Annotated in this window: 7 protein-coding genes and 1 pseudogene; 2 read left to right on the forward strand and 6 right to left on the reverse strand. The window is 65.8% G+C overall.

Annotated elements, in window-relative coordinates; all coding sequences use genetic code 11:
• Positions 1–200: pseudogene (locus WBQ44_RS09275) on the reverse strand (DJ-1/PfpI family protein); the annotation flags it as partial.
• Between the two features lie 335 nt (positions 201–535).
• On the opposite strand from WBQ44_RS09275, the gene WBQ44_RS09280 reads away from it, so the two are divergent.
• Positions 536–1,552: a Rieske (2Fe-2S) protein gene (locus WBQ44_RS09280; RefSeq protein WP_495566412.1), complete on the forward strand. Its 1,017-nt coding sequence runs from the start codon at positions 536–538 to the stop codon at positions 1,550–1,552.
• A 60-nt stretch (positions 1,553–1,612) separates the two neighbouring features.
• Here WBQ44_RS09280 and WBQ44_RS09285 read toward each other — a convergent pair whose 3' ends face one another.
• The 5 genes from WBQ44_RS09285 to WBQ44_RS09305 are packed head-to-tail and all read right to left on the reverse strand — an operon-like array spanning position 1,613 to position 6,529.
• Positions 1,613–3,121, reverse strand: a complete 1,509-nt coding sequence (locus WBQ44_RS09285) for a hydroxysqualene dehydroxylase (protein WP_495566413.1) — start codon at positions 3,119–3,121, stop codon at positions 1,613–1,615.
• Positions 3,118–3,900 (reverse strand): class I SAM-dependent methyltransferase, encoded by a 783-nt coding sequence (locus WBQ44_RS09290; RefSeq protein ID WP_495566414.1) that lies wholly within the window; start codon positions 3,898–3,900, stop codon positions 3,118–3,120. The genes WBQ44_RS09285 and WBQ44_RS09290 overlap by 4 nt, the downstream gene beginning before the upstream one ends.
• Positions 3,897–4,130: an RNA-binding S4 domain-containing protein gene (locus WBQ44_RS09295; RefSeq protein ID WP_495566415.1), complete on the reverse strand. Its 234-nt coding sequence runs from the start codon at positions 4,128–4,130 to the stop codon at positions 3,897–3,899. Before WBQ44_RS09295 ends, WBQ44_RS09290 begins: the two co-directional genes overlap by 4 nt.
• A gap of 36 nt (positions 4,131–4,166) precedes the next feature.
• Positions 4,167–6,389 carry a heavy metal translocating P-type ATPase gene (locus WBQ44_RS09300; RefSeq protein ID WP_495566416.1) on the reverse strand — a complete coding sequence of 741 codons (2,223 nt, stop codon included), beginning with the start codon at positions 6,387–6,389 and terminating at the stop codon, positions 4,167–4,169.
• A complete protein-coding gene (locus WBQ44_RS09305; RefSeq protein WP_495566417.1) occupies positions 6,386–6,529 on the reverse strand; it encodes a hypothetical protein in 144 nt (47 codons plus the stop codon). Before WBQ44_RS09305 ends, WBQ44_RS09300 begins: the two co-directional genes overlap by 4 nt.
• A 180-nt stretch (positions 6,530–6,709) precedes the next feature.
• On the opposite strand from WBQ44_RS09305, the gene WBQ44_RS09310 reads away from it, so the two are divergent.
• The coding region (locus WBQ44_RS09310) for a cutinase family protein (RefSeq protein WP_495566418.1) at positions 6,710–7,764 on the forward strand (1,055 nt) is incomplete at its 3' end.

Here is a 7,764-nt window from a genome sequence, read left to right on the forward strand (position 1 = left end):
GAGGTATCCAGATCGGCAAGGTCCCCGTCGGGCCTGATGTGCATGCCCCCGAGGCTGGTGACCTCGGCCCGGCCATCGGAGACGACTTTCAGCTGATACCGATCGGATCCCTGTTCGCGGGCCATGGCAACACCGGCGACGATGTAGCTGTACTCCCAGTCGGCCATGGTGTCGGTTGCGTACAGAGCGATGGTTGTCATGATTGCCTCTCGATGGACAGTGTGCTGTCAACTATAGGCATTGACAGCACGCTGTCAAGAGAGCTCGGCGAACGCGCCAGGCGGCAACTGCTGTTTCACAGCGGTCCCATCGCTTCGGCGACGGCGACGGGGACCTCGAGCTCGAGCCCTTCGAGGACCGTCAGCAGTTCCCGCTCCTCGTAGCGGAAGTGACTTTCCATGATTGCCGCGATTCGTTGAGCCCGGTGACCTATTCTTACTCGCCGCCAAGGGGGTTCTCCGGTGAACTACTGCCGCTGCATTCACCCTCGGGCACAATGGGAGCGTCGGTATGTCGAACGAAAGCGGGATAACTCATGGTCGCCCTGGAAGGGTTGCGTAAGCGCTGGCCGAAGAACATGCCTCTGCAGCCGCTCCCGTCCGAAGCGTGGGCCAAGCAGGAGCCGACGTGGAAGGGCGCGAACCCGCAGGTCATCGAGTCCGCACTCGAGCGGGCGAAGACGCGGCCGACGGGCAACTGGTTCGTCTTCGCTGCAAGCCGCGACATCGGCACCAAAGAGCCGTTCGGCCGTCACATCGGCGGCACCGAACTGGTGGCCTGGCGTGACGAGAAGCGCGGCATCCACATCGCTCCCGGCGCCTGCCCACACCTCGGCGCGCCACTCGCCAAGGCGAAAATCGAGTGCGACACCCTCATCTGCCTGTGGCACGGCATGCCCCTGGGCCCGAAGGGTCGCCCCGGCTGGCGTCCACTCCCCGCGTTCGACGACGGCATCCTGGTGTGGGTGCGGATGGACGAACTCGGCGGCGAGGAGCCGACACCCGTCCCCGTGGTCCCCATGCGCCCTCCCGCGTCGACGAGCGTGGAAGCCGTCGTCACGTTGACGGGTATCTGCGAGCCCGACGACGTGGTGGCCAACCGCCTCGACCCATGGCACGGCGCATGGTTCCACCCGTACTCGTTCGCGCGCCTCAAGGTCATCGGCGCCCCCACGGACATCGACGTTCCCGACGAGGACGACCGCTTCCTGGTGGACGTGACGTTCCGCGTCAGCCGGGGGGTCGGCGTGCCGGTGCGGGCGGAATTCGTCTGCCCGGGTCCGCGCACCATCGTCATGCGGATCCTCGAAGGTGAGGGTGCGGGCAGCGTCGTCGAAACCCATGCGACGCCGATGGCTCCCGGTCCCGACGGCAAGCCCCGCACCGCGGTCATCGAGGCGACGGTAGCTAGCTCGGACCGGCCAGGCTTTCGTTTCGCACAAAAGGTCGCGCCCCTGATCAGGCCCGCCATGGGATGGACGGCTGCACGGCTGTGGAAGGACGACCTCGACTACGCGGAGCGTCGGTACGAGCTGCGGTCAGGCGGACTCTGACGAATCCGCACCTGTGCAGGCCGATAGGCTCGATCCACCTGCACAAGTGCGGACTCGCGTTCAGGCTTTCTGCAAACCTGCAGTCCACTTGTCGATGGCGTCGAACATTTTGAACCGTCCACTGACCGGCACGGTGACGATGTCGTGGCCTTCTACGCCCCAGCCTTCCAACAGCATGTTGGCAGCCGCGAGGCCCGTCGTCGCTGCACGTTCCATCAGCGCGACCGGTAGATCGATGCGGATGCAGTCTCCCGCCAGAACGAGCCCGGGTTCGGGGGTACGCACGGTGGGTCGATGTGCAAACTGGCCCAGGCCGAACATCGGGCAGTCGTCACGCCACTCCGAGCGCTCGTACAGCACTGTTGCCGAGGCCGTTTCGGGGTAGATCTCGTACATCCGCGCCATCAGCTGCTGACGCGTCTCCTCCTCGGAGTCCGTTGCTGCATAGGCGTGCAGTTCGACAACCGATCCACCCGTCCGAGCGGCCCACTCCGCAGCTTCGTCCTCGAACAGCTCGAGGACGCTGATGTTGTCGATGGGCGGCATGTCGCCGGTGCCGATGAACGGCGGCCGGTCTGCATTCACCGGTTTGTCGAGCCACACGCGATGCACGAGGAAAGGCGGCGTGTTCTCCAGAGCATTGACCCGAGAACGCCATTCGACGGTACCGAGATTCGGCGAACCGTCGACGATCGAACGCAAGCCACCCACGTCGGTGGCCATGACCACCGAGTCGAACTCTTCGCCGTCGACGCGGAAGCCGGGCTCGATGGTGCCGACCGTGACACCGGTACGAATATCGACGCCGAGTCCGGAGAGATACTCCCCCAGTGGGTCCCACAGCGTTTGCGGGTACGGGCCCGTCGGGACGTCGAAGACGAGCCCTTCGGACGAGCCGAGGAAGTAGATGTGGAACATCATCGCCAGCTCGGCGGCCGACATCTTTTCGGGATCGGCGAAGAAGCTGCGCGAGAACACCCCGAACGCGAGGTGTCGCGCCGCTTCCGGGAAGTTGATGCGTCGCAAGAACTCTGCTGCGGAAATGTCGTCCAGCTTCTCGAACGTCTCGGGCACACTGACCGTCATGAGGGGCAGGGCCGCCAGGCCGCTCAGGTTACCCAGGTCGCGCAGCTTGAACGTCGGACTCTTGCGCACGAACGCGAAGGCGTTCAGAGGCGGCGTCTGCGGCAACCCCTTGAAACCGTCGATCCGCCCGCTCCCGTCGATCAGCGGATAGTCCTCGACCGGATGCAACCGGTGCAGACCGGGGTCGCTGCGCTCCAACAGGTTTCGCAGATTGTAGTACTGCCGAAAGAACGCGTGGAATCCGCGACTCATGGTGGCGGGGGTGCTCTCGTCCAACATCGTCGACCATCCGCCGACACGCCCACCGAGGTAGTTCTCGCGCTCGAGGACGACGACGGACACTCCGCGCTCGGCCAACGCCGTCGCAGCACTCAACCCGGCGATACCGCCACCGATGACTGCAACCCGCGGAATCCGCGCCAGCGAAACGACATTCGCGTATCCCGGCGCAGCGGGATGTACAACTCGCCGACGATCGGTCACAGTGTGTCCTCCGGGCGGGCGCCCGTTTCATTCGGGCGGGCGCCTGTTTCATTCGGGCGGGCGCCCAGGAACGTATGGACGACGCCGTTCTGCCATCCCGTCATCGTCTCGTTCGTCAGGCTCGTGAAGCCGGCGCGCTGCATGCGGCGCGTGTACTCACCCACACCGTCGAAGCTGGCGACGCTTCGCCACAGGTGCTTGTACAGCGTGAGGTCGCGGGTGGCGGCGTAGCCGAGCGGAATGATGATGGCCCAGCACACCAGCGTCCAGACGAGCCGTGCGCGCAGCGATTCCTTGACCGAGTACTCGTGGAACGCGATGGACGCTCCAGGCTTCAGTAGCGAATGCAGCGACTTCAGCTCAGTGTCCGGGTCGTCGACATTGCGGATGAGGTAAGCGGCGAGAATGCCGTCGAACGGGCCGTCGACACCGTTCTCGCGCAAGTCCTCGACGCGACTGTGGACGAACGTGACGTTGTCCGGCCACTGCTTTCCGCGCGCGACCTCGAGCATTTCGGCCGACGCGTCCGCCGCGATGATCTGCGCGTGCGGCGCCGCCTTCAGCAACGCCGCCGTGGATGCGCCCGTTCCGCACCCGATGTCGAGTAGCCGCAGGCCGTCACCGAGACCGGGAAGCCGCAGTCGCTCGGCGGATTTCGCGAGATGCTCGTGGTAGCCCGGGTTGGAGCCGACGAGACGGTCGTAAGAACCTGCATCCTGATCGAATGCCTTGGGCACCTGCTCGCGGGGAAGTCCGAGCTTCCCGACCTTGCCGTTCACAGTTCTCCCTCGCTACCGACGCGGGCGGCAGGCCCGTCTTCGATGGTTACGACGTCACCCTGGTGTAGTTGTCTTCCGCGCCGGAGGTCGACTTCTCCGTTGACGCTGACGAGGCCGTCGGCGATGAAGGTCTTCGCTTCGGCCCCGGACTCGATCAGATTCGCCAGCTTGAGGAATTGCCCGAGACGTATCGATTCGTCTCGGATCGGAACGTCCACTGCATCAGCCATGACTCCATCTTGACCTATGCGGCGGACATGCCGCCGTCAAGCAGCCTGAAACCGTCGTAGACGCAGGCTGTTGGTCACCACGAACACAGACGAGAATGCCATCGCGGCACCAGCCAACATCGGGTTGAGCAGGCCCGCAGCGGCGAGGGGGATTGCCGCGACGTTGTATGCGAACGCCCAGAACAGGTTGCCCTTGATGGTGCCGAGGGTTCGACGTGAGAGGCGGATCGCGTCGCCGACGGCCCGCAGATCTCCGCGCACGAGCGTCAGGTCGCTTGCCTCGATCGCCACGTCGGTTCCGGTGCCCATCGACAACCCCAGATCGGCCGTCGCCAGGGCCGCTGCGTCGTTGACACCGTCGCCGACCATCGCGACCACTTTGCCCTCGGCCTGCAACCGTTCGATCACCTCGACCTTGCCCTGGGGAAGGACGCCCGCGACGACCTCGTCGATACCGACCTCGGCCGCGATCTTCCTCGCCGCTGCCTCGTTGTCACCGGTGAGCATCACCGGCGTCAGTCCGAGCGCCCGCAATTCCGCGACGGCTTGCTTCGACGTCGGCTTGACGGCATCGGCGACAACGAGCACGCCGCGCGCGCGACCGTCCCACCCGATGGCGACGGCTGTGCGGCCGTCGTTCTGGGCGTCGGACATCGCCTTCTCGAGTTCGACGGGAAGCGCCATCGACCAATCTGCGAGCAGCGACGCCCTGCCGAGGACGACACCGCGTCCGTCGACGGTTCCGGTGACTCCCAGGCCCGCCTGGTTGGCGAAACCGTCGACTACCGGTAGTGCCGCCTTTTCCCGGGACGCTTTATCCCGTGCTGCTGCGGTGATCGCCTGGGCGATGGGGTGCTCCGAACCGCTTTCGCTCGCGCCTGCAACCGTCAGCACCTCCTCCTCGGCCTCACCGGCCGCGGTGTGCACGGCCAGCAGAGCCATCTCACCCGTCGTGACGGTTCCGGTCTTGTCGAGGACGACGGTGTCGATGCGCCGCGTCGACTCGAGCATCTCCGGTCCTTTGATGATGATGCCGAGTTGCGCCGCGCGTCCGGTGCCGACCATCAGCGCGGTCGGCGTCGCCAATCCGAGCGCACACGGGCAGGCAATGATCAGGACGGCAACGGCGGCGGTGAAGGCAGCGGCGACGGACCCGCCGGTGCCGAGCCAGAATCCGAGCGTCGCCGCCGCGATGGCGATGACGACGGGAACGAAAATGCCGGAGATGCGGTCGGCCAGCTTCTGCGCCTGCGCCTTGCCCGTCTGTGCGTCCTCGACGAGTTTGGCCATCTGCGCGAGCTGAGTGTCCGAGCCGACCCGCGTCGCCTTCACCACCAGCCGGCCGCCGACGTTGACCGTCGCGCCGACCACCGTGTCGCCCTCCGCCACCTCGACGGGAACGGATTCACCCGTCAGCATCGACGCGTCGATCGCGGAGGCTCCGGACTCGACGACACCGTCCGTGGCGATCTTTTCGCCCGGTCGTACGACGAACTTATCGCCCACCGCGAGGTCGCCGACGGGTATCTGCGTCTCGGCGCCGTCCGTCAGGAGGGTGACATCCTTGGCCCCCAGATCCAGCAGGGCACGCAACGCGGCTCCGGCGCGGCGCTTGGACCGCGACTCGAAGTACCGACCGGCAAGGATGAACGTCGTGACGCCTGCCGCTGCTTCGAGGTAGATGTTGGACGAGCCGTCCATCCGGGCGATCGTCAGCTCGAACGGGTGCGTCATGCCGGGGGTTCCTGCGGTACCGAAGAACAGCGCGTACAGCGACCAGCCGAGTGCGGCCAGTGTGCCCATCGAGACGAGGGTGTCCATGGTCGAGGTGCCGTGGCGGAGGTTGGTCCACGCGGCTTTGTGGAACGGCCATGCACCCCACACGACGACGGGCGCCGCGAGTGTGAGTGAGAGCCACTGCCAATTGGTGAATTGCAACGCCGGAATCATCGCCATCGCGACGACGGGAATCGACAGGACGGCCGAGACGATCAACCGCTGCTTCATCGGGTCGAGAGGCTCGTCCTCGGACCCGGTGGTCGGCTCGGGTGACGTGACGGGAAGTTTCGCGGTGTATCCCGCGGCCTCGACCGCCTTGATCAGGTCTTCCGTCGGCACACCGTCGGCCTGCACGCGCGCCTTCTCGGTGGCGTAGTTGACCGTCGCGGTGACGCCGTCGAGCTTGTTGAGTTTGCGTTCGATCCGGTTGGCGCACGACGCGCACGTCATGCCGCCGAGGATCAGCTCGGTCCCGGTCATTCTGCGTTCACCATTCCGTGCTCGTGCACCGTCGGCGCCTGTTCCATCTCGGGTCCGACCGCTGTCCCGATGGAGTATGCGGCGACGAAGACGAGCGCTATTGCCAGTACGAAGCCTGCCAGTCGAAGCGACGTGTTCATGGCCCTGCACCTCCTCTGTTCCACTCCTTTCTACCATACCCCCCTAGGGTATGTAGGTCCACCGTTTCCGCGAGCGTGTAACGCCGCCGCCGTCGGGGACGACTTCGAGGTAACCCACTGCGCTGAGCTACGGCCGGCGAAGGGCAGTCCGTTTCGGGGACAACTGATGAGGAACCTGCAATGTCACTACATGCTTCGTCACGCGGAACAGCGAAACGCCGGAAGCTCGTCACGAGCGCCGTCGCCTTCGTGTCCCTGGGCGCCCTGGCCGTCGGTGCAGCCGTGCTGACCACCGACAAGAAGTCGACTTCCGACGCCGACGTCGAGCTCGCGTCCACCGCGACCTGCTACGACATGGTCACCATCTCCATGGGTGGACGCGGTGACACGCCCCGCGACCAGACCAAGATGCTGACCGACGCCAACGGCAACCGGCTCCCGGCAGCGCTCGCAGGCGACTTCCAGAGCGACTGGATCGACCAGATGGTCGGCGTCCCCAATGGCGCGGTCGCCGAGGACTCCTACGCCGCGGTCTACATCGAATACCCCGCCAACATGGCCTCCTACGAGACGGCCGTGACCACAGGCGTCACCAACACCCACACCGTCATGAACGCGATCTCGTCTTCGTGCCCCGACACCCGCTTCGCCATCGTCGGCTACAGCGAAGGCGCCGACGTCACCCGTCGCGCAGCCATGGAGATCGGCAACGGAACCGCAGGCGTCGACGCGAGCAAGGTCGTCGGCGTCGTCATCATGGCCGATGCAGGACGCGGCGACGGAGAGAACCCGTTCCCGGGCTCCGATTCCGGAACCAACCCCGACGGCTTCGACACCAAGTACCAGAACAACGCGTCCGGTCCGGCAGGTGCAGGAGCGCTGCCCGGAACGTCGGGCGGGTTCGGCTCTCTCGACGGTCGCGTCGCGTCCTTCTGCTCCGAAGGCGACCTGACCTGCGCGATGCCCGAGAACACCTCGCTGCTGCACCTGGCCGCGAACGTCGGCAGCCAGCTGAACATCGACGCCCTCGAACGCGAACAGCTCACCCCCGCCACGGGGGCGGACCTGGCGATGGTCCTTGGCCGCATTGGCTTCGCCGCCTGGAATCACATTGCGAGTCAAGAAGACTGGCTGGCAGGTGACGAGACCCTGCTCGAAGTTCTGATCAAGGTCTCCGAGCCCGGCTACAAGCCGACCGCGCCGACCACCAAGGCATCCGCCGACGCCAAGGCCGA

It is taken from the genome of Rhodococcus sp. (in: high G+C Gram-positive bacteria) (assembly GCF_049591685.1).
Classification (GTDB): domain Bacteria; phylum Actinomycetota; class Actinomycetes; order Mycobacteriales; family Mycobacteriaceae; genus Rhodococcoides.

Excerpts from the sequence above, each read along its gene's own strand:
- WBQ44_RS09280 (WP_495566412.1), top strand. The coding sequence starts at position 536 with ATGGTCGCCCTGGAAGGGTTGCGTAAGCGCTGGCCGAAGAACATGCCT.
- WBQ44_RS09305 (WP_495566417.1), bottom strand. The coding sequence starts at position 6,529 with ATGAACACGTCGCTTCGACTGGCAGGCTTCGTACTGGCAATAGCGCTC.
- WBQ44_RS09300 (WP_495566416.1), bottom strand. The coding sequence starts at position 6,389 with ATGACCGGGACCGAGCTGATCCTCGGCGGCATGACGTGCGCGTCGTGC.
- WBQ44_RS09295 (WP_495566415.1), bottom strand. The coding sequence starts at position 4,130 with ATGGCTGATGCAGTGGACGTTCCGATCCGAGACGAATCGATACGTCTC.